Source organism: Pseudomonas sp. LPH60, from assembly GCF_030718165.1.
GTDB lineage: Bacteria > Pseudomonadota > Gammaproteobacteria > Pseudomonadales > Pseudomonadaceae > Aquipseudomonas > Aquipseudomonas danubii.
The window spans coordinates 881,738-901,012 of sequence record NZ_JAVAJH010000002.1 but is presented as its reverse complement, the minus strand read 5'-3'; the positions used below and the strand labels follow the sequence as shown (position 1 = coordinate 901,012).

At 58.9% G+C, this 19,275-nt stretch carries 22 protein-coding genes; 9 read left to right on the top strand and 13 right to left on the bottom strand.

Annotated elements, in window-relative coordinates; all coding sequences use genetic code 11:
- Positions 1-11: 11 nt before the first annotated feature.
- From Q8O96_RS09820 to Q8O96_RS09805, 4 genes are all read right to left on the bottom strand, one after another.
- Positions 12-512, bottom strand: coding sequence for a universal stress protein (locus tag Q8O96_RS09820; RefSeq protein WP_102860893.1), 501 nt, complete (start codon positions 510-512; stop codon positions 12-14).
- A 95-nt stretch (positions 513-607) separates the two neighbouring features.
- Positions 608-1,513, bottom strand: coding sequence for a 5'-nucleotidase (locus tag Q8O96_RS09815; protein WP_102860892.1), 906 nt, complete (start codon positions 1,511-1,513; stop codon positions 608-610).
- A 25-nt stretch (positions 1,514-1,538) separates the two neighbouring features.
- Positions 1,539-2,495: a putative 2-dehydropantoate 2-reductase gene (locus Q8O96_RS09810; protein WP_305948719.1), complete on the bottom strand. Its 957-nt coding sequence runs from the start codon at positions 2,493-2,495 to the stop codon at positions 1,539-1,541.
- Complete coding sequence (locus Q8O96_RS09805) at positions 2,495-2,881, bottom strand: thioredoxin (protein WP_102880446.1); 387 nt, start codon at positions 2,879-2,881, stop codon at positions 2,495-2,497. The genes Q8O96_RS09810 and Q8O96_RS09805 overlap by 1 nt, the downstream gene beginning before the upstream one ends.
- On the opposite strand from Q8O96_RS09805, the gene Q8O96_RS09800 reads away from it, so the two are divergent.
- The gene (locus tag Q8O96_RS09800; RefSeq protein WP_102860889.1) at positions 2,880-3,314 is read left to right on the top strand and encodes a PilZ domain-containing protein; all 435 of its coding nucleotides are present in this window, start codon (positions 2,880-2,882) and stop codon (positions 3,312-3,314) included. The two genes, Q8O96_RS09805 and Q8O96_RS09800, sit on opposite strands and share 2 nt — an antisense overlap.
- Positions 3,315-3,454: 140 nt before the next feature.
- Complete coding sequence (locus Q8O96_RS09795; protein WP_016967428.1) at positions 3,455-4,531, top strand: 3-deoxy-7-phosphoheptulonate synthase; 1,077 nt, start codon at positions 3,455-3,457, stop codon at positions 4,529-4,531.
- 61 nt (positions 4,532-4,592) lie between these two features.
- Here the strand turns inward: Q8O96_RS09795 and Q8O96_RS09790 are convergent, their stop codons facing one another.
- Positions 4,593-4,874 (bottom strand): GNAT family N-acetyltransferase, encoded by a 282-nt coding sequence (locus Q8O96_RS09790; protein ID WP_011062548.1) that lies wholly within the window; start codon positions 4,872-4,874, stop codon positions 4,593-4,595.
- A 633-nt stretch (positions 4,875-5,507) separates the two neighbouring features.
- Between Q8O96_RS09790 and oprI the strand changes: the two genes are divergently transcribed.
- A complete protein-coding gene (oprI, locus tag Q8O96_RS09785; RefSeq protein ID WP_003448337.1) occupies positions 5,508-5,759 on the top strand; it encodes an outer membrane lipoprotei OprI in 252 nt (83 codons plus the stop codon).
- A 127-nt stretch (positions 5,760-5,886) separates the two neighbouring features.
- Here the strand turns inward: oprI and Q8O96_RS09780 are convergent, their stop codons facing one another.
- From Q8O96_RS09780 to Q8O96_RS09770, 3 genes are all read right to left on the bottom strand, one after another.
- Entirely contained in the window at positions 5,887-6,861 is a 975-nt protein-coding gene (locus Q8O96_RS09780) for a L,D-transpeptidase family protein (protein WP_207166345.1), read from the bottom strand.
- A gap of 134 nt (positions 6,862-6,995) precedes the next feature.
- Positions 6,996-7,289 carry a hypothetical protein gene (locus Q8O96_RS09775; RefSeq protein ID WP_007931378.1) on the bottom strand — a complete coding sequence of 98 codons (294 nt, stop codon included), beginning with the start codon at positions 7,287-7,289 and terminating at the stop codon, positions 6,996-6,998.
- A 56-nt stretch (positions 7,290-7,345) separates the two neighbouring features.
- Positions 7,346-7,951, bottom strand: coding sequence for an arylesterase (locus Q8O96_RS09770; protein ID WP_102860887.1), 606 nt, complete (start codon positions 7,949-7,951; stop codon positions 7,346-7,348).
- A 10-nt stretch (positions 7,952-7,961) separates the two neighbouring features.
- Here Q8O96_RS09770 and Q8O96_RS09765 point away from each other — a divergent pair, with 10 nt between their 5' ends.
- Together Q8O96_RS09765 and Q8O96_RS09760 are read left to right on the top strand one after the other, a co-directional pair.
- Entirely contained in the window at positions 7,962-8,645 is a 684-nt protein-coding gene (locus tag Q8O96_RS09765; RefSeq protein WP_102860886.1) for an ABC transporter ATP-binding protein, read from the top strand.
- Positions 8,645-11,149 (top strand): ABC transporter permease, encoded by a 2,505-nt coding sequence (locus Q8O96_RS09760; RefSeq protein ID WP_305948718.1) that lies wholly within the window; start codon positions 8,645-8,647, stop codon positions 11,147-11,149. The genes Q8O96_RS09765 and Q8O96_RS09760 overlap by 1 nt, the downstream gene beginning before the upstream one ends.
- A 33-nt stretch (positions 11,150-11,182) precedes the next feature.
- Here the strand turns inward: Q8O96_RS09760 and greB are convergent, their stop codons facing one another.
- Entirely contained in the window at positions 11,183-11,656 is a 474-nt protein-coding gene (gene greB, locus Q8O96_RS09755; protein ID WP_102860884.1) for a transcription elongation factor GreB, read from the bottom strand.
- 301 nt (positions 11,657-11,957) lie between these two features.
- Here greB and Q8O96_RS09750 point away from each other — a divergent pair, with 301 nt between their 5' ends.
- Positions 11,958-12,587 carry a response regulator transcription factor gene (locus tag Q8O96_RS09750; RefSeq protein WP_102860883.1) on the top strand — a complete coding sequence of 210 codons (630 nt, stop codon included), beginning with the start codon at positions 11,958-11,960 and terminating at the stop codon, positions 12,585-12,587.
- A gap of 144 nt (positions 12,588-12,731) precedes the next feature.
- Here the strand turns inward: Q8O96_RS09750 and Q8O96_RS09745 are convergent, their stop codons facing one another.
- The 3 genes from Q8O96_RS09745 to Q8O96_RS09735 form a co-directional block, all read right to left on the bottom strand.
- On the bottom strand, positions 12,732-13,040 hold the full coding sequence (locus tag Q8O96_RS09745; protein ID WP_102860882.1) for a hypothetical protein: 309 nt from the start codon (positions 13,038-13,040) through the stop codon (positions 12,732-12,734).
- 298 nt (positions 13,041-13,338) lie between these two features.
- Positions 13,339-13,773 carry a DoxX family protein gene (locus Q8O96_RS09740; protein WP_305948717.1) on the bottom strand — a complete coding sequence of 145 codons (435 nt, stop codon included), beginning with the start codon at positions 13,771-13,773 and terminating at the stop codon, positions 13,339-13,341.
- Positions 13,774-13,875: 102 nt separating this feature from the next.
- Positions 13,876-15,297 carry a transglycosylase SLT domain-containing protein gene (locus tag Q8O96_RS09735; protein ID WP_250329431.1) on the bottom strand — a complete coding sequence of 474 codons (1,422 nt, stop codon included), beginning with the start codon at positions 15,295-15,297 and terminating at the stop codon, positions 13,876-13,878.
- 235 nt (positions 15,298-15,532) lie between these two features.
- Here Q8O96_RS09735 and Q8O96_RS09730 point away from each other — a divergent pair, with 235 nt between their 5' ends.
- The 3 genes from Q8O96_RS09730 (at position 15,533) to Q8O96_RS09720 (ending at position 18,413) form a co-directional block, all read left to right on the top strand.
- Entirely contained in the window at positions 15,533-16,339 is an 807-nt protein-coding gene (locus Q8O96_RS09730; protein ID WP_102860879.1) for a TatD family hydrolase, read from the top strand.
- 85 nt (positions 16,340-16,424) lie between these two features.
- Entirely contained in the window at positions 16,425-17,906 is a 1,482-nt protein-coding gene (locus Q8O96_RS09725) for a methyl-accepting chemotaxis protein (protein ID WP_102860878.1), read from the top strand.
- 144 nt (positions 17,907-18,050) lie between these two features.
- Positions 18,051-18,413, top strand: a complete 363-nt coding sequence (locus Q8O96_RS09720; protein WP_102861005.1) for a terminase — start codon at positions 18,051-18,053, stop codon at positions 18,411-18,413.
- A gap of 4 nt (positions 18,414-18,417) precedes the next feature.
- Here Q8O96_RS09720 and Q8O96_RS09715 read toward each other — a convergent pair whose 3' ends face one another.
- The gene (locus Q8O96_RS09715) at positions 18,418-19,215 is read right to left on the bottom strand and encodes an acyl-CoA thioesterase II (RefSeq protein WP_102860877.1); all 798 of its coding nucleotides are present in this window, start codon (positions 19,213-19,215) and stop codon (positions 18,418-18,420) included.
- Positions 19,216-19,275 lie beyond the last annotated feature (60 nt).

Here is a 19,275-nt window from a genome sequence, read left to right as displayed (position 1 = left end):
CCATTCCGCTCTCAGACATCCCCCTGACGCCGACGCTGTACCAGAGGCACCAGATAAACCGGCACTTTGGCCAGCTGTAAAACCCGTGCGGCCGTACGCCCCAAAGGGGTTTGCGCACCGCCCCCGTGGCTGTGACTTCCTACGATCAGCAAATCCACCGAGAGTTTCGCCGCCTGATCCAGAATCACCTGGGATGGGTCCCCTTGAAGCACCCGCACCGACTGGATCAAGGTCAGGTCCTGCATGCCCTCCCCCAACTCCTCGCGAAAACTGTCCAGCACCCGCTGCTCGATATTGGCCATTACCGTGCTCAAGCCCTGGCGGTGAAACTCGTTCAAGGATTGCTCATCCAGATAGCTCTGCAACACCGATTCGGCAAATAGCCCCATGGGTTCCACTGCGTGCACTACATGTAAGTCGGCATTGAACGTTCGAGCCAGCTCCAAGGCATGCTGCATGACAAAGGGCGCATACAGACCGAGGTCGGTGGCATACAGCATCGAACGAATCATATGACCTCCTCAACTGCCAAGATGGCGGAGATTGATTCAGCTTAGCAGTGCCTGGAACTGTGGGAGGTTCGACGCCAAGCCTGGGATTTTAGGGCTCAATCCCTGGCTTCGTTGCTGATGCCGTGGGGCACGTGACCGGTGGCAACCACCTCGCGGGCCAACTCGCAGTGACCGGCCTGATCATCAAAAAAAACATCGGCGGCGAAGGCTTCAAGAAAGGCGGCTTTCTCCAGGCCGCCCAGAAACAAGGACTCGTCCAGACGAATGTCCCACTCGCGCAAGGTGCGGATCACCCGCTCATGGGCCGGCGCCGAACGGGCCGTGACCAAGGCCGTGCGAATCGGGCAGGCATCATTGGGAAACTCGCCCTGAAGCAGATTGAGTGCCGCCAGAAAGCCCTTGAACGGTCCGCCCGGCAATGGCTCCCGGGCCGACTGCTGCTCACTGGCCTGAAAGGCCTCCAGGCCACCGGTTTGATAGACCCGTTCCGAGTCATCGGAAAACAGCACGGCGTCCCCGTCGAAGGCGATGCGCAACTCGCCATTGGCGGCACGCCGGGCGCCGCCTGAGAGGATGGTCGCGGCAGCAAACCCAGCCTCCAGAGCACTGCGCACATCGTCGGCATGGGTAGAGAGAAACAGATCGCTGCCAAAGGCCGCCAGATAGGGATAGGGACTGCGACCGCCGACGAAGGCCGCACGGGAAATACCCAGGCCGTAATGCTGGATCGAGTTGAACACCCGCAGGCCGGTGTCGGCACTGTTGCGTGAAACCAGCACCACCTCGACCCGCGCACGCCCCAGACTGGCATTGAGACTGAGCAGTTTCTTCACCAATGGGAAGGCATCGCCCGGTTCGAGGATCTCCTCTTCGTGTTCGATCTGGTACTGCCTATAAGCCTCGACCCCCTGGGCCAGATAGACCTTATGGCTGTCGCTCAGATCGAACAGCGCCCGCGACGAAATCGCCACCACCAGCTTGCCATCCAGGCCATTTGCCATATTCCGTCCCCTTCAGGTAATCAGCTCAAGCGTGATGCCGGTCGATGAAACTCAAGGCCTGGTAAAGCGCCTGGATTTTCGGCAGCTCACAGCCAGCGGCCCTGGCTGCCGCCAAAGGTGCGGCATAGATGGCTGCCAACTCCAGAGGACGCTGATGCAGGAAATCATGGTACATGCTCGGCCAGTAGTCGGGCATGTGCTCGGTGGACTTGAACAGTTGCTGTGCGTAGGCATCTGGAATGACATGACCACAAGCCGCGGCCCCCAGAAGCACCTCCTGCATGAGGTTCTGAATCAACTCGCGGCTGTCCGGATCGGCCATCAACGGCGTGGTGCTGGCCTTGAGCAGCACCGACAGACCGTTGTAAGGCACATTCCACACCAGCTTCTGCCAACGCGCCTGCTGCAGGTTGCCCATGACCTTGGAATCAAGCCCGGCCTCACGAAACAACGCCGCCCCTTCTTCGACAATAGCCTGGCTCAACACCGGATCAGCGCTTGCTGGACCGCTGTGGTAACCCAGATTGACTGCACCAAGAGCCTGGTGCTCGATCTGGCCGGGACCCGCACGATGGACACAGATAAAGCACAAGCCACCCAGTAGGTGCAGCGACTCAGGAAGCACGGCGCGCAGGCCATCTTCAACGTCCAGGCCGTTCTGCAGCAACAGAACCTTGGCATCAGGCGCCGCCGCCTGAATGATCGCCGGCGCCAACTGGAGGTTGCTGGTGGTCTTGGCTCCCACCAGCAGCCAGTCACAAAGCGGCATCTCCTCAGCGCTGGCGTATGCCTGCACCGGTTTCAGGCTCAACGCCCCGTACTGAGCGCTGTTGACCTGCAGCCCCTGCTCCACCACCGTCGAAAACTCGCTACGCAATAGAAAGTGCACGTCGAAACCGGCGCGTGCCAGCATCACCCCGTAAAAACCTCCGATCGCTCCGGTCCCGATAATGCCCACACGCGGTTTACGACCTGCATTCATCAAGGCAACTCCTCTGGAATTCGATTGAGCGCCTGACGCAAGCCCTCAGTGAGCTCCTTGTACGTCAGCCGCGACTGCAACGCCCCATAAAACTCACCGTCGCTCACCACAAACAGGGCCGGCAGGTGAAACACCTGATAGCGCTCCACGGCGCCTCCGTTGTCAGCGGCGTCGACCCAGCACAAGCGCTCGACCGGCAAGCCCAGCCCCGGCAATTGCGCCCGCGCCCAACGGCAACTGGAACAGCCAACGCTGGTGAAAACCACCAGGGAAACCCCATCCAGACCCAGCAATTGCTGGTCGATATCGAAGTCTGTCAGTTCCAATTCGACCACTATACTGGGGGAAACAATGTCAAATGGACGACACTCGGAGTCTGCGGTCATGGGACGTTTTTTGCCTCATCCTGATGATGTTCCGGTTGAACTGACCCTGCGTAAATACGCCTGCATTTCGCGTCAGCGGTTGCACACTATCAGCCTCGGTGGCATGGCGTGCAATTACCACCGCGCCTGGCGCCACGGCACCGCACTAGAGGTGTATATGCCGACGCTGGGGGAAAATGCGCGCTACAACGGCTATGTCGCCTGGTGCCTGAAACGCAAGCGCGGCTACCTGGTGGGCATCGCTTTCGTCGATGAACAAACGCTGTTCGGCGCCCGCATGGGCGAACAGGTGTGCCAGATCGCTCGATACTGCCGCCTGCATGAACCTCAGAGCGAACAACAATGCATCGAGGCCCTGGCCCTGAATTGGGTCGAGCAGCACGCAGAGGACTATTCCGAGGACCGCGTACACCAGGCTTTTGTGCAGCCTTAGCCCAATAAAACCGCCGTCTGCCCATTGTAGAGTCACCGGGTAACGCGCTAAGGTTCCGCTCCCCGACGCGCTCAAATCCGCTGTGCTCCGCCGCGCGGGGATCGCTGGCGGCCGGCACCCGTGACCTGACGAGTAACACGATGGCTGATTTACCGATCAACGACCTTAACGTCGCCTCCAACGAGACCCTGATCACCCCTGATCAACTCAAGCGAGACATCCCCCTTAGCGACACCGCCTTGCGCACCGTGACCAAGGGTCGCGAAGTGATCCGCAACATCCTCGATGGCACTGATCACCGTCTGTTTATCGTCATTGGGCCCTGCTCGATCCACGACATCAAGGCAGCGCACGAGTACGCTGAACGTCTCAAGGCACTGGCGGCGGAAGTCTCTGACACTCTCTATCTGGTAATGCGGGTGTACTTCGAGAAACCCCGTACTACCGTTGGCTGGAAAGGCCTGATCAACGACCCTTACCTGGATGACTCGTTCAAGATTCAGGACGGTTTGCATATCGGGCGGCAGTTGTTGCTGGACCTGGCTGAAATGGGCCTGCCTACCGCCACTGAAGCCCTTGACCCGATCTCCCCGCAATATCTGCAGGACCTGATCAGTTGGTCGGCCATCGGTGCACGCACCACCGAATCCCAGACCCATCGGGAAATGGCTTCCGGCCTGTCGTCGGCCGTGGGCTTCAAGAATGGCACCGACGGTGGCCTAACCGTGGCGATCAATGCGCTGCAATCGGTATCCAGCCCGCATCGTTTCCTGGGGATCAACCCACAAGGTGGCGTATCGATCGTAACCACCAAAGGCAACGCCTACGGCCACGTGGTGCTGCGTGGCGGCAACGGTAAGCCGAACTACGACTCGGTGAGCGTCGCTGTCTGCGAACAAGCCCTGAGCAAGGCCAAGATCAAGCCGAACATCATGATCGACTGCAGCCATGCCAACTCCAACAAGGACCCGGCGCTGCAACCTCTAGTCATGGAAAACGTTGCCAACCAAATCCTGGAAGGCAACCAGTCGATCATCGGTCTGATGGTGGAAAGTCACCTGAACTGGGGTTGCCAGGCGATTCCGAAGGACCTGTCAGACCTGCAGTACGGCGTATCGATTACCGACGCCTGCATCGACTGGGAAAGCACCGAGAAAACCCTGCGCAGCATGCACGCCAAGCTCAAGGACGTATTGCCGAAACGCGATCGCAGCTGATTCCTTTTCGTCAGACACAAAAACGCCGGGCCAAGCCCGGCGTTTTTTATGGTCGCCCCGATCAGAGCTTTGCTGCGTGACGCTGATGGCGTTCCATGTAGCGTTCTACATAAGAACAGGATGGAATCACTGTGTAACCCATACGCTCGGCGTACTCCAGCGCCTGCTCGGTCAACGCCGCGGCAATGCCGCGCCCACGTAATGCGTTGGGCACGAAGGTGCGGTAGATATCCAGAGTCTGCTTACCCAGGTCCATATAGGTCAGGTAGGCACGATGACCGTCCACATTGGTCTCGAACTGATGACCAGCCTGGTCATGGTGGATGGACAACGCCTCGCTCATCACTACTCCTTGCGGGTCTGGAATGCTGACCCATACCTTACCGATGTTTTTCCGGCGAAGGAACAACTTACGCCACCTCGTGCCTGTCGGACACCACCGTAGAAGGCATCCCCCTTACATCGCGAGCACGTTACAAAATAGTAGGCGCCCTGGGCATAAATGCTCAAGCCACACTCGTCACAGATCAACGTAAAACGCCCTCAGCAAGCCTTGCAGAAAGCACCGTCAGGCCCAGTGTAAAAATGCGTTGAGGCTATACATCGCCGGATGCTGAAACTTAAGACGAGCACCGTTTCTTAAAGTCACCGGCAAGATGGATAAAGATAGGCCAAGGCTGGGCAGATTCTGAAGAAAAGTGCCATCGACAGAATATAGGCTACTTTAGCCTAGACTCTGAAACAGCGCCTGGAGAATGCTGGCAAACAACCAGCACCCTCTGACAGAGCCTTGCCGCTGAATGTTTTTTATACAATCGCTTAAAAAGTTGCTCGAAAAAGAATCACCGCCTAGAATTTTTTTTGCTTCTTGCGCTACGTCAGTTTACTTACTACAAGTAATGGGTAGTATGTACGCCGGCTATTTCCTCACTCTGAGGTGATAGCTACTAATAGAAAGTCCTTGAAGGGGAACACGATGAACAACGTTCTGAAATTCTCTGCTCTGGCTCTGGCCGCAGTTCTGGCTACCGGTTGCAGCAGCGTATCCAAAGAAACCGAAGCTCGTCTGACTGCTACTGAAGATGCAGCAGCTCGTGCTCAGGCTCGTGCAGACGAAGCCTATCGTAAAGCTGATGAAGCTCTGGCTGCTGCTCAAAAAGCACAACAGACTGCTGACGAAGCTAACGAGCGCGCTCTGCGTATGCTGGAAAAAGCTAGCCGCAAGTAATAGTCCCTCGGGATTGTTATCAAGCCGATCCATTTTTTGGATCGGCTTTTTTATTGCCTGGGATTTTCCACTGACAATAAAAAACCCGTCGACACCGGCAGGTCTCGACGGGTTGTTGTTCTAACCCTTACTGCTGCAGATCGAACGGAGCACTGGACAACGATGTTGCAGGCGCAGTGGTCGGTATTGCGATCTCCACTGGCAAGCCATCTTCGGCCGCCACTACATCCCTGACCACATCCCAGTTCATGCGCAGGTTGTTGGCCAGATCTTCGCGCTTGAGCAAAGCATTGATCACCGCAGTGTGCTTGTCGACCACTGAAGGATTACCCTTGTCATCCAAAGGTGTATGCGCCTCCAGATAGACTTTGCCACCGCTGATACCGAACTTGTACGGATCGTTGATGATACGCACGGAAGTTCCTACCGGAACCATCCCGGCCATTTCCAGCACGTTGTTGTTGAGCATACGGAAACAGCCATGGCTGGTGCGCATACCGATGCCGAACTTTTTGTTCGAACCGTGGATCAGGTAACCAGGCGTGCCCAAGGTGAACTTGAACGGCCCCAGCGGGTTATTCGGTCCTGCCGGTACCACGCTCGGCAGCGGATCACCATCGGCAGCATGTTCGGCCCGGATCGACGCTGGTGGAGTCCAGGTTGGATTCGGGGTTTTCGCAGTAATGCTGGTATGAGCGATCGGCGACCCCCAACCCTCGCGCCCAATGCCCAACGGGAAGGTGTAAACCACATTCCGCCCCTTGGGGAAGTAGTAAAGACGATACTCCGCCAGGTTAATCACGATGCCCTCACGGGGCCCGGGAGGCAGGATGAAACGGGTGGGCAAGATGACCTCGGTCCCCGCCCCCGGCAACCAGGGGTCGACTCCCGGATTGGCCGCCACCATCTCCAGATACCCCAGGTCATGAGCAGTGCCCAGGTCGGCGAAGGTGTCTTCGTACTTGGCCTTGATCACCTGCACCTGACCGACAATATCTTCACCGGGCGGCGGTAGAGGCAATTCCAATGCTGCAACGGGACCGGCCACACACAATGCGGCAAGTGTCAGGCAGCGGGTGACGACGGGGAGACGCGGCAACATCCGGATAATCCTTCGCATGAAAAACGAGTGATAGAAACGCGATTGTACACCCCGCCCCCTGGCTGCGGGAGCCAAGCGGGAGACACAAGCGCAGGCACATGAAATCCCTGTCGAAACGGTCCGCTATCGACCGCCTACAGCTCGAAGCGCAACTCCGGCCAGATCGGCGGAGTGCCGCGCTTTTGCGACTCCAGGATTGCCCGGCACAAAGGGCAGAGTCGTTGATCCTGGAAAATCGTCCGATCCACACTCGACCAGCGCGGCTGCGCGGGCAACAAAGTGCCACACAAGGTCCGATCGGCAGAACCACCCAACTCCAGCTGACGCGTCACCAGATGCACTCGAACTTCCTGGCAGGCGAACAGGTCAAGCTGTTCATCAGGCTCGATCAGTTGATAGGCAAACAGGGACCAGGCGGGACGCGGCATCGGGGGCTCCAAATCGGGGGCGCCACATTAGCCGAAACACTGCCACTAGAAAAGCGTCAAAGCAGCGGTTTTAGCGTCGGCCAGACATTTTCCAGCAACTTGTCCTGAGCCGCTGCTGCAGGGTGCAGACCGTCTGCCTGCATCAGTTCGGGATGACCACCGACCCCATCAAGAAAAAACGGTACCAGCGCCACCTTTTTGTCACTGGCCAACTGGCCATAAACCTGAGCGAACGCCTGGGTGTAGCGCACACCATAGTTGGGCGGCAACTGCATGCCCAACAGCAGCACCTTGGCACCACTGGCCTGGGCACTGTCGATCATCGACGCAAGATTTTGTTGCAATTGCTGAGGCGGCTGGCCGCGCAGGCCATCGTTGCCGCCCAACTCGAGGATCACCACCTCAGGCTTATGCTCTGCAAGCAGCGGCGGCAGCCGCGCCAGGCCACCGGCACTGGTGTCGCCACTGACCGAGGCGTTGATCACTTTGTCGGTGAAACCCTGGTCCTTGAGCCGCTTCTCCAACAGAGCCACCCACCCCTCGCGGGTATCCAGGCCGAAAGCCGCACTGATACTATCGCCCACGATCAGGACCGTACCCGCCGCTGCGTTCTGGGCCATGCACATCAAGGCCAGGCCGGCACTCAAAAACCATACACGCATCGGATTCTCCATGGGCGCAAGCATTCTCACTGCGCGGAACCTTAGCAAAGTGGTTCCCAGCGCGGAAGGTGAACTGACCATCCTTCATGAACTCAGCCTGGAGCTGAACCAGGGCGACAGCCTGGCCATAGTCGGCGCCTCGGGTTCCGGAAAATCCACACTGCTCGGTTTGCTGGCAGGACTCGACCTGCCCAGTAGTGGTGAGGTCACCCTCGCCGGCCAGGCCTTGAGTCGCCTGGATGAAGATCAGCGAGCACGGGTCAGGGCCGAGCACGTTGGGTTCGTGTTTCAATCCTTCCAGTTGCTCGACAGCCTCAACGCCCTGGAAAACGTCATGCTGCCCCTGGAACTGGATGGCCGCCGCGACGCCCGTGAGCGCGCCACCGAGCTGCTGCGACGGGTCGGCCTCGGCCAGCGCCTGAGCCACTCGCCTCGCCAGCTTTCCGGCGGTGAGCAACAACGAGTAGCCATCGCCCGGGCCTTTGCCGCCGAACCCGACGTGCTGTTTGCCGACGAACCTACCGGCAACCTCGACAGCCACACCGGTGAACGCATCAGCGACCTGCTGTTCGAACTCAACAAGGAGAGCGGCACGACCCTGGTGCTGGTGACCCATGATGAACGCCTGGCCCATCGTTGCCGGCGCCTGATCCGTCTTGAAGCGGGCTTGCTGGTCGCCCCTCTGGAGCCTTGATGGCACGTCTGCCGCTGTTGCGCCTGTTCAGCCTCGCCCTGCGCCAGCTGTTGCGCGATGCCCGCGCCGGGGAGTTACGGGTACTGTTCTTTGCCTTGCTGGTGGCTGTGGCGGCGAGCACCGCCATTGGTTATTTCGGCGCCCGCCTGAACGGCGCCATGCTGCTGCGGGCCACCGAGTTTCTCGGGGCTGATCTGCTTCTGGAGGGCAGCTCACCGGCACGCCCGGAGCAGGTCGACAGCGGGCGTGCACTGGGACTCGATCATGCCCGCATAGTCGAATTCTCCAGCGTTATCGCCACCGACAATGGCATCCAGCTGTCGAGTATCAAGGCAGTGGACAATGCCTACCCACTACGCGGCCAACTCAAGAGCGCGGCAGCGCCCTACGGTATTGAAGAGCCCGGTGGAGGTCCAAAGGCCGGTGAAGCCTGGGTCGAATCACGCCTGCTGACCGCGCTGAATCTGAAGATCGGCGACAGCATCGACGTCGGCACGCACCCCCTGCGGCTGGCTCGGGTCCTGACCTATGAGCCCGACCGAGCCGGCAACTTCTATAGCCTGACGCCTCGAGTGCTGATCAGCCTGGACGACCTGCAAGCCACCGGCGTCGTCCAGCCGGGTAGCCGGGTCAGCTACAAGGAGCTCTGGCGCGGCCCGGCACTGGCCCTAGAGAGCTATCGCCAACTGATCAAGCCGGGCCTGGCGCCCAACCAGCGACTGCAGGATGCCCGCGATGGCAACCAGCAGATTGGCGGCGCCCTGGGCAAGGCTGAGCGTTACCTGAACATGGCCAGTCTGGTAGCCGTGTTGCTATCCGGGGTCGCCGTCGCCTTATCGGCCAATCGTTTCGCAGCCCGGCGCTTCGATGCCAGCGCCTTGCTACGCTGCCTCGGTCTGTCGCGACGGGAAACCATGTTGCTGTTCAGCGTGCAATTGGGACTTCTGGGGCTCCTGGCCAGCGTCAGCGGCGCACTGCTGGGGTGGTTGGCCCAACTTGGCCTGTTCTATCTGCTGCATGACCTGCTGCCCAGCGATGTGCCTCCAGGTGGCCTGCTCCCGGCCATTGCCGGCATTGGCACCGGGTTGGTGGCCCTGGCAGGGTTTGCCCTACCGCCCCTGGCTGCCTTGGGGCGAGTCCCGCCACTTCGCGTGTTACGTCGTGACCTGCTGCCAATTCCTTCCAGTACCTGGATGATCTACGGCGCGGCCCTGTTTGCCCTGGGCCTGATCATGTGGCGCCTGAGTCTGGATCTGATCCTGACCTTTGCACTGCTCGGCGGTGGGCTGGTAGCTGCACTGGTACTGGGTGGGTTACTGCTTCTGGTGCTGCAAAGCCTGCGTCGTCTGCTGGCCCGCTCCTCCCTGCCCTGGCGCCTGGGGCTGGGCCAGTTGCTGCGGCATCCCCTGGCGGCAGCCGGACAGTCCCTGGCCTTTGGTCTGATTCTGCTGTCCATGGCATTGATCGCCCTGCTGCGGGGCGAACTGCTCGATACCTGGCAGAACCAGTTGCCGAAAAATGCCCCCAATTACTTTGCACTGAATATCCTACCCGCCGAAAAACAGGCTTTTAGCGAACGCCTGGTACAACTTTCAGCCCCTTCGGCACCGCTGTATCCAGTGGTTCCCGGACGCCTGGTGAGCATCAACGGCGAGCCTGTAAGGGAGATAGTCAGCAAGGACTCCAGTGGCGACCGCGCGGTACAGCGCGACCTGAGCCTGACCTGGGCCGCCGACCTGCCGGCCGGCAACCGCATCACCGAAGGCAACTGGTGGTCAGCGCAGCCCGCCGACGCTGTGCCCGGCGTATCGGTGGAGGCCAAGGTTGCACAAAGCTTGAAACTGAAGCTGGGCGACCAACTGACCTTCACGGTCGCGGGCGTTAATCGGGAAGCCCGGGTTACCAGCCTGCGCAGCATCAACTGGGACAACTTCCAACCGAACTTCTTCATGATCTTCCAGCCAGGCACCCTGAAAGACCTGCCTGCCACCTACCTGACCAGCTTTTATCTGAGCCCGGGACACGACCAGCAGGTCATCGAGCTATCCAGGGCCTTTCCAGCGGTGACTATTCTTCAAGTGGAGGCCTTGCTGGAGCAACTGCGCAGCATCCTGGCCCAGGTCACTCTGGCAGTGGAGTATGTATTGCTGTTTGTCCTGGCGGCCGGAATGGCAGTGCTGTTTTCCGGCCTGCAGGCCACGTTGGACGAGCGCATTCGCCAAGGCGCCCTATTACGCGCGCTCGGTGCCGAGAGGCGGTTGCTGGTCAAGGCTCGGCGGATCGAGTTCGGTCTTCTCGGCGCCGTCAGCGGCCTGCTGGCAGCCCTGGGTAGCGAACTGGTCAGCCTGGTGCTTTACCGATTCGCCTTCGACCTGCCCTGGCACCCACATCCCTGGCTATTGCTGCTGCCGCTGATAGGCGCCCTGTTGGTGGGCGGGGCCGGGGTTTTCGGCACCCGCCGGGCATTGAACGCCAGCCCGTTGAGCGTCCTGCGCGAAGGGTGAAGAGCAACAGCTCGCCAGCACAGGCTGGCGAGCCTACTTCTCATAGTCGATCTGATTGATCCACCAGCAGGTTTCGCCAGCCGGCGTATGAACAATGGCCTCGTCGCCCACTTCCTTCTTCAGCAGCGCCCGGGCCATGGGCGAGTCGATGGAAATGTAGTCCTTGCGCAGATAGATCTCGTCGTATCCAACGATACGAAAGCGCTTGATCTCGGCAGCCTCGTTTTCCACTTCTACCCAGGCGCCAAAGAACACTCGCCCTTCCTGCTCTGGCGCGTAGGAAACCACCTTCATGTCTTCCAGACGCTTGCGTATGTAACGCACCCGGCGATCAATTTCCCGCAAGAGTTTTTTGTTGTACTGATAGTCCGCGTTCTCACTGCGGTCACCCAATGACGCGGCCCAAGTGACCTTCTGGGTAATATCCGGGCGCTTCTCCCGCCACAGATAATCCAACTCCTGCTTCAGAGCGTCGTAACCATCCTGTGTGATGAGCTTAGTACTCAATTGGCTTGTCACCTTCCAGCCTTGTACATGCTGTTCTGTTATTTGAATGAGTGATGCACTCGGCCCGTCATGGGAGGGTTGTTACGCCCCCTTCTCCCAGCCTGTCAGCACTATCAGATTTGTCCGATTTAGATTTCAGAGAGGTCAGCCAATCATAGAGCCAAACAGCTGAGGCTTACGGCACAAGACACACCTTAAGTAACAGTGTTTGCACCCAGCCTGAGGCACAACTTGAAACCTACTTATCCAAAGCACCCGCCAATACTGACCAACACCTCTAAAAACAAAGGGAACGCACTAAATGGGCAACATCATTATCGTCGATGACCATCCTCTGATTCGACTGGCCATCAGGTCGGTGCTGGAACCCCACCATCACACCATCGTTGCCGAAGCCGACAACGGTGCGGACGCGGTGCAACTGGTGCGAAAGCACATGCCGGACCTGTTGATCCTCGACCTGGGTATTCCCAACCTGGACGGCTTTTCGGTCATCGCCCATATCAAGTCCGCGGACCTGCTTGTAAAAACCCTAGTTCTGACTTCCAGTGACTCGAAGAACTTCGCCCTGCGATGCCTGCAAGCGGGAGCCGCGGGATTTCTGTGCAAGACTGAAAACCTTCACGAGCTGGCCAATGCGGTTAAAGCCATTCTGTCCGGGTACAGCTACTTCCCGGAAGACACCATCAATATCCTGCAGCAAAACACCAATGCCGCCAGTCAGGAGAGCGTGTTGATCTCGCGCCTGACCGATCGCGAGATCACGGTGCTGAAGCTCCTGGCAAGCGGCCTCAACAACCAGCAGATTGCCGACGCTCTGTTGATCAGCCACAAGACCGTCAGTACCTACAAGGTTCGCTTGCTCAAGCGCTTCAACATTTCCAACCTCGTAGCGCTGGCCGATCTGGCAAAACGTAACGCCGTAGTTTGAACATTAACCCGTTGTCGCTTCACTCATGACCAGCAGTAACTGCAACCGGGACTATCCCAATCAGTGCTTGTTAGGTGGGGTCACAATCTGAATACGGCGCAGTTCAGCAACAAACTGTACAGCGCCGCCGAAACCTCTATGTAACTAGCGGCGAATGATCAGGCCTTGGCGAGCGACGCGGGTCAGTTGCTTGATGACTTCAGCAGCATCCGCTGCACTGGGGGCCGGAATGACCGCCAGATCAAAGCTATCGCTGGCAAAACGTGCCAGAGACTCGCCCTCTTCAACAAACTGAATCAAAAAGGCCGCCGGGCCCGGGGAACGCCGTGGCCAGCCGTCGAGGTAACGCAACAAGGTGGGTTGATGTTTGCCGCCAAGAAGGATTTTCGGGTTGCGCTGGGAAAGACTCGCCGTGATCGGCGCAAGACGTACAAGGGGGCGTGGTGCATTCATCGTATTGTGTCTCTGCCTCAAGTTTCTGCCGGGCAGGTGAGAGGCAACACCGAACCAGCGCTTTAGCGGTATTTCGAAGCCAGAATATAGCTTCTAACAGTGATCTTTCGACTCACTTGGCGCCCCGCAAGTAGCTGTTTAAATCGGCGCATGAGCAGCATCCTAGAGAAGCCAGCAGGTCAGTGTCAAGATTTCCCAACAACGAAAAAGGCCTGCATTGGCAGGCCTTGGAAATTTTCCTGGCAGTTGATCCAGAGCCGCCGAAGACCAACTTGACGGATGAATCGAGCTCGTCAAATCACTTGGTTATTGCTGCATCCACAGACAACTTGCCAGCACCTTCGAACAGGACCGCGACAGTACCGCCCAGCAGAGCCAGGGCGAACTCATAGCCGTTATTGGCCATGAACAAACCATTGCCGATATGCACCGAGAAGATCGCCACCAACAAGGTAAAGGACAAGCCCAGAGCTGCCGGACGCGCCAGCAAGCCAATGACCAGCGCCAAACCAGCGAAGAACTCGGTACCACCTGCCAAAAACGCCATCAGATACCCAGGAGCCAGACCAATGCTTTCCATCCACTGAGCCGTTCCCGCCAGACCGCCTCCCCCGAACCAGCCAAAGAGTTTCTGCGAACCGTGGGCCGCAAAGATGATACCGACGAAGATCCGCAAGACGCTCAAGCCGTAACCGGCGCGAGTACTCAGTAGGTTTTTGATCAATGTGCTCATGCTCTGTAGTCCTGTGTATGGTGGGGAAGTTGGTCGCCATATTAATCAATTTTTATCATGCTAAAAGCGCAAAAAACCCAAGATAAAAATCAGTTTTTTCGATTATTTGCGAGACGCAACTTTTCGCTCCTGAGGCTCCAGAGAGCCTCGCTCACGGTCAAAGGCCAGATAGTATTTATTGACGCTATTAACATAGCTGACCGCGCCCATGCCCACCTGCTCCATGGCAATACGCTCAACCTGGAAAAACCATTGATTGGGATTCAGTCCACGGCGCCGGGCCTCGCTGCGCATTCCTTGTACCCGTTCCGGGCCCATGTTGTAGGCCGCCAGGACGAACGCCATGCGCTCGCGTTCGTTAAGCTTGGGGCTGGAGAAGAACTTACGGCGGATCATCGCCAGGTACTTGGCACCGGCCTGAACATTGTTGTCCAGAGACTGGATATTGTTGACCCCGACCCTTTGCGCCGCCGAAGGCGTGATCTGCATCAGCCCGGTTGGGCCACTGCCGCTCCTGGCGCTGGGCTGCAAGGCCGACTCCTTGAAAGCCAGGGCCGCCAGATTCAGCCAGTCCATACCCTGCTCCCCCGCATGCTTCTGCAACACCGGCCGCAGTTTTTCCAGGCGCTGTCGATCGGCCCGAGCCAGGGGGTAATGCACCTGGTACTGGCGACGATAGATGCGCAAGAAGGCTACATCCTGGTCCGCTGGAGTCTTATAGGTCTTGAGGAAACGATCGATACTTGCCCGCAACATCGAGGCATCGCGCCGGACAAACCAGTGCTCCTCTCCCGGCTCACTGATCTTCAATTGCCTGTCAAAACGCAACTTGGGCAGGATCTTGCTCCAACGCTCGGCAATCGGCTGCTCGACAATGGTCAGGTGGAAGATCCCGCCCTGGACCATTTCCAGCACATCTTCCACCGCCAGACTGGGGTCCACCCACTCGACCTTGATCGGCGCCAGCTTGTGCAACGCAAGTTTCTGATTGATCTGACTCACCGCATCCCCTGCGGCGCTACCAGTGGTCAGGGTCAGAGTCTTGCCGGACAGCTGTTCGATACGCGTATAACGACGCTCGCCCTTGATCCCCACCAGCAGTAAGGGAACATTGCTGACGATCGGATCGCTGGAACTGACCGCATGCCCTGGCTGAGCCTCCAACAACTCACCGGGAGCCACCAGATCCCCTTCTCCTCGCTGCAAGGCGCCAAGCAGTTGATCCTTGGCTTTGGGAATGATCTTGAGGCTGATTTCCTGACCGTCACGGGCATGGCCGTTGAGATACTGCTCGAACGAGCGCAGACGATGGTACTCGACGCCAATGGCCTGGCCCTGGACTTCACCGGAACTATTGCGGCTCTGGTTGACCAGTACCCGCAGAACCCGACTGCTGCGGATCTCCGCCAGGTCGCGGACCTTTCCCGCAGCCTGGGTTTCCGACGGCCCCGCCAAGCGCGCCATGGCCGGCAATGGCAGTAGCAACGTCAGGCACAGCGCGAGCAATATCGAGGGTCGGGTCATCCGTTCTCCGCAAAGAATACTGTTCAACCCTTCGTCGTTTTTTGAAGAATTGATCGACAGAAACAGAGCGCCATGAGCACTGGCAAGGTGCGAAAGACAAACGCAATGACAGTAAAAAGCCTGAGCACTACGTTCTTCCGGCAACAAAAGACAGCGTTAACTCGTTGTAGTTCTTGGTTTTTCTTATAAATCTACAGCTCTGATATGCTTTCCGGCCGCAGGCGGAGATAGCACCATGCAACTCATCGATATCGGCGTCAACCTGACCAATCCCTGTTTTGCCGAAAAACACCAAGCCGTTCTCGATCGTGCTTATGAGGCTGGGATCTGCCAATTGGTCCTGACCGGAACCAGCGTCGAAGGTAGCGAACAGGCCCTGGAACTGTGCCAGCAACTGGACAGCAACGGGCAGCGACTGTTCGCCACCGCGGGCCTGCACCCTCACGCTGCCAGCGACTGGAATGCCGACAGCTCGCGGCGTTTGCGCGCATTGCTCAGCGAGCCACGGGTACGTGCAGTGGGCGAATGCGGACTGGACTTCAATCGCGACTTCTCCCCCCGCCCACAACAGGAAAAAGTCCTGGAAGAACACTTGTCCCTGGCGGCCGAGCTGCAACTGCCGGTGTTCCTCCACGAGCGCGACGCCAATCAGCGTCTGCTGGATATCCTGCGGGACTTTCGTGACCGTTTGCCAGCAGCCGTGGTGCATTGTTTCACCGGTGAACAACGGGCGCTGTTCAGTTACCTTGATCTTGACCTGCACATCGGCATCACCGGCTGGATCTGCGACGAACGCCGGGGTACCCACCTGCACCCACTGGTACGCAACATTCCCCGCGGGCGTCTGATGCTGGAAAGCGATGCTCCCTATCTGCTGCCGCGCAGTCTGCGACCAAAACCGAAGAGCGGCCGTAACGAACCGGCCTATCTGACCGAGGTCTTGAGGGAAGTGGCACAGCACCGGGAAGAGACCCCGAAAGACCTGGCCAACCACAGCACCGCCTGCTCCAGAGCTTTCTTCCGCTTGCCAGAGATTGCTTGACTCATATCAAGATTTTTCCGAGATCATGACGGCACAATAATGGCACCTTGCCAATACTGTTCCGCTCAATCAGAGAAAACCTTCTATGGGTGCCTGGCTTAGCAATATCTCGTTGAAATACAAATTCTGGGCGGTCAATGCGGTCGCCTTTGTCACCACCTTGCTATTGGTGCTTTACGCCGTGCAACTGGAGCAGCAGGCACGTAGCCAGACCGCCCAGGCCGCCGCCCATAGCCAGGCCCTGCTGCTCAATGCCTGGCCTGCAGGACAGCCCCTGCCCACCGATGAACACCTACTGACTTTCTCCCAGGGACAGACGCCCAGTTTCAACGACCAGGCGTTGCCCGAGCTGAACGGCGCGAACGGCTGGATCGAGATCAACCACATGCCGCTGTTCGGTACCAACCCGTTGCTGGGCGCCGAAGTCGTCCATCGCGCCGACGGCCAGCAGGTTGCAGTCCTGGCCCGCGCTCCAAGCCTGGCCCAGGTCTTCAGTGACCGCTTCACCAACTATGCAGCGGCCGTATTCATCCTGATGTTCGCCATGCTCTGCGCCTCGCAGTTGCTGATTCGCTTTCTCCTCAGCCAACTCAATACCCTCAAGGACGTCATGCTGCATGTTGAGAAGACCGGTGATCTGTCTGCCCGCGTACCGCTCTCCTGTAAGGACGAGGTGGGCCAGATGGCCAGCGCGTTCAACGCCATGCAGGCCGGCTACCAACGGGTGGTGAATACCGTGGCCAATACCGCTCGCCAATTGGATCAGGGCGCCGCGCGCCTAGCCTCAAGCATGAATGATGTACGCCACGGCATGCTCGGCCAGCAGAGCGAAACCGATCAGGCCGCCACCGCCATCAACGAAATGTCCGCCACCGTCTACCACATTGCCCAGCATGCAGGTGCCACTCGTGACCTGTCGCAAACTGCCGACACCCTGGCCGGCACTGGCCATGAAGTGGTCGGCCGAGTGCAGAAATCCATCGCAGGGCTGTCCAGTGGCGTGCAACAAACTGCCGAGATGATTCAGAAACTCGCCGAGGACAGCCAGAAAATCAACGGCGTGGTCAACGTCATCCACAGCATCGCCGAGCAAACCAATCTGCTGGCGCTCAACGCCGCCATTGAGGCCGCACGGGCCGGCGAAATGGGTCGCGGCTTTGCCGTGGTGGCAGATGAAGTACGCAACCTGGCTAAACGCGTACAGGCCTCGACCGACGAAATCACCGGCATGGTGTCCGCCCTGCAAGCCGGTACCCGCGATGCAGTGGACTTCATGCAGGAAAGCTCGTTCAAAGCAGACGACTGCGTGCAACAGGCACAGGAAGCCGGGGCGGCACTGGCGGAAATCACCGGCGCGGTGGCACAGATGCGCGAAAGCAACACTCAGATCGCCGTCGCCGCGGAACAGCAGAGCCAGGTGGCCGAAGAAATGAATAGAGCGGTGGTCAGCATTCGCGATGTTACCGAAAACACCGTGCAACAGACCGTTGCTTCCGCCACGACCAGCAGTGAACTGGCGACCCTGGCCGGCGAATTGAGCAAGGCCATCGGCCAGTTGAAGCTCTGATCCGCCAGCATGAGCCGCTACCCCGTAGCAGCCACCTGCCCTCACCCCACTGGCTATCGAACCGATAGCCAGCCTTGATTCGCCGCCAAACCGACTGCGCCCTATTCTTAGTCCATGAGTTTTCAAGCACTAAGGATGATCATCATGGGCAAACGTCACCCCAACCTCCCCGCCTGGCAATGGCGCGTCTACCCGCACAGCCACCAGCATCCGACCAACCTGGTTTTGCACCTGATCGCCGTCCCGCTGTTCATTGTCGGTTTTCTGCTGATTGCTTCGGGAGTGTTCTCCCTGAGTTTCCTGAGCCTGGCCATTGGCGTGCTCGGAGTGCTGGCTGCCCTCGGTTTGCAGCGTCACGGCCATAGCCTGGAGGCACAAGCCGGCGAACCATTCAGCGATCGCAAAGATGCAGTGCAACGCCTCCTGATGGAGCAGTTCGTGACCTTTCCACGCTTTGTCCTCAGCGGTGCCTGGTGGCGCGCCTGGCGGCAACGCCACCGTCACTGACGGATCAGGCGAAGATGGTTACCGTCTGCCGACTCAGGGCAATCAGTTGCCCCTCAGGACTCCACAACGCGGCGGCAGCGTGCCCGTAGCCATCACGGGCATGCTCGATTTCCACCCGGTACTTGCACCAGTCCAGGGTGCTGATTGACAACAACGGCTGGACGAATTCGATGGTCCAGGTCAGGGTGCTGCCCGCCGCTGGCTTGTTCAAATGCGGCAACAGGGCCGGCGGCCAGGCATCCACCAGCGCCAGGATATGCGCCTCGGTCACCGGCTCCTCTTTGACATCCCCCCGCAGGCGCACCCAGCCCCCCATGTCCCGGGAACGGTTGCCAGTGAAGGGCATGCCGCCGATGCTCCAGCGCATTGCCAAATGACGCATGAATTCCGGCGTCACGCCCTTGATGTAGGGCAGTTCCTGGCACTCCTCCCAATGCTTCATCTCAGGCGCCGGAAGTGCGCCGACACTGACCACAGACTCGCGGGAAGCGCCAAAGCTGCCCTGCACCAGGGTCACCACTTGGCCGTCCTGCATGACGCGTCCCAGCACCTGGCTGACAGCCTTGCCTTCGCGCAGCACATCCACTTCAAAACTGACCGGTACATCCGGTGACACTGGGCCGACAAAGGTGACCGCCAAGGAACGTACCGGCCGGTCCAGCGGGACCTTGGCCCGCATCGCTTCGTACTGCAAGGCAACCACCAGGCCACCAAAACTGGCACGCCCCTGAGCCCACTCGGGCGGAATGGTCAACGCCTGGGGCTGGCCGCGTACGGCCTCAAGCAAATCGTAAAAACGCATGAAAACCTCGAGGGGCAAAAAATAGACTCAAGGATCTTAACCAGCGTCGCAGAGCCGCAC